The organism is Nocardioides sp. CPCC 206348, assembly GCF_048654705.1.
In the GTDB taxonomy this organism is placed as follows: Bacteria; Actinomycetota; Actinomycetes; order Propionibacteriales; family Nocardioidaceae; genus Nocardioides.
Genome location: NZ_JBMCZA010000229.1, coordinates 67,450 through 68,811, shown reverse-complemented (window position 1 = coordinate 68,811; position 1,362 = coordinate 67,450). Strand labels below are relative to the sequence as shown.

2 protein-coding genes are annotated in these 1,362 nt (G+C 71.1%); both read left to right on the top strand.

What is annotated here, in order from left to right; all coding sequences use genetic code 11:
• Positions 1-429 (top strand): MaoC/PaaZ C-terminal domain-containing protein (locus ACOADB_RS26145; protein ID WP_378605880.1); only part of this gene is annotated, 429 nt, incomplete at its 5' end.
• A gap of 61 nt (positions 430-490) precedes the next feature.
• A complete protein-coding gene (locus ACOADB_RS26140; protein WP_378605877.1) occupies positions 491-1,357 on the top strand; it encodes an SDR family oxidoreductase in 867 nt (288 codons plus the stop codon).
• The last annotated feature ends 5 nt before the right edge of the window (positions 1,358-1,362 follow it).

Below are 1,362 nucleotides of genomic sequence, written 5' to 3'. Positions count from 1 at the left end.
CAGGCGCCCGGCCACGGCCTGGCCGACTCGGTCACCACGGCCGACCCGGACGTGGTCGTCACCCAGCACGTCGATGACGACCAGACCTTCCGCTACTCGCCCGCGTCCGGCGACCCGATGCCGATCCACCTCGACGAGGAGATCGCGCAGATGTCCGGCCTGCCCGGGATCATCAACCACGGCCTCTGCACCATGGCGTTCACGTCCTGGGCCGCGCTGACCGAGCTCGCCGACGGCGACGTACGACGCCTGCGGCGGCTCGCCGTCCGGTTCGCCAGGCCGGTGCTGCCCGGCCAGGACATCACCACCAGCTTCTGGCGTCTCGACGACCCGACGGTCGACGCCGGCACCACGGCGTACGGCTTCCAGACCACGGTCGACAGCGACCTGGTCATCCGGGACGGCCTCGCCGTCCTCACCGACCACTGACCCCACCGGGTTTCGAGGCTCGCTGCGCTCGCACCTCAACCACGACAAAGGACTGCACAACATGGGAACTCTTGACGGACGCGTCGCCATCGTCACCGGCGCCGGCCGCGGCATCGGCCGCGAACACGCCCTCCTCCTCGCGCGCGAAGGCGCGGCCGTCGTGGTCAACGACCTCGGCGGCTCCAACGAGGGGACCGGCGCCGACGCCGGACCTGCCCAGGAGGTCGCCGACGAGATCCGGGCGGCCGGTGGTCGCGCGGTCGCCAACACCGACAACGTCGCGTCCTGGTCCGGCGCGGAAGCCCTGGTGCAGCAGGCGATCGACGAGTTCGGTGGCCTGGACATCCTGATCAACAACGCCGGCATCCTGCGCGACGCCTTCCTCCCGTCGATGACCGAGGAGCAGTGGGACTCCGTCATCACCGTGCACCTCAAGGGCCACGCCGCTCCGCTGCACCACGCGGCGGCGTACTGGAAGGCACGGAGCAAGGCCGGCGTCGACGTCAACGCCGCGGTCGTCAACACCGCGTCGGCGTCGGGCACCTTCATGCCGAACGCCGGACAGGGCAACTACGGCGCAGCCAAGGCCGGCATCGCCGCGCTGACCCTGGTGGCGGCCGACGAGCTCGAGCGGTACGGCGTCCGGGTCAACGCGATCGCACCGATCGCCCGCACCCGGCTGACCCTCGCCACGCCCGGCATGGGCGCCTTGTTCGCGGCCGAGGTGCCCGAGGGAGAGTTCGACGCCTTCGCGCCCTCGAACATCTCGCCGCTGGTCGCCTGGCTCTCGGCGCCCGACTGCAAGCTCACCGGCAAGGTGTACGCCGTCCAGGGCGGCGGCATCTCCGAGCTCGCGGGCTGGCACGACGTCCACACCATCGAGAGTGACGGTCCCTGGACCATCGCCGACCTCGCCGATCGACTCTGAGGGAG

Excerpts from the sequence above, each read along its gene's own strand:
- ACOADB_RS26140 (WP_378605877.1), top strand. The coding sequence starts at position 491 with ATGGGAACTCTTGACGGACGCGTCGCCATCGTCACCGGCGCCGGCCGC.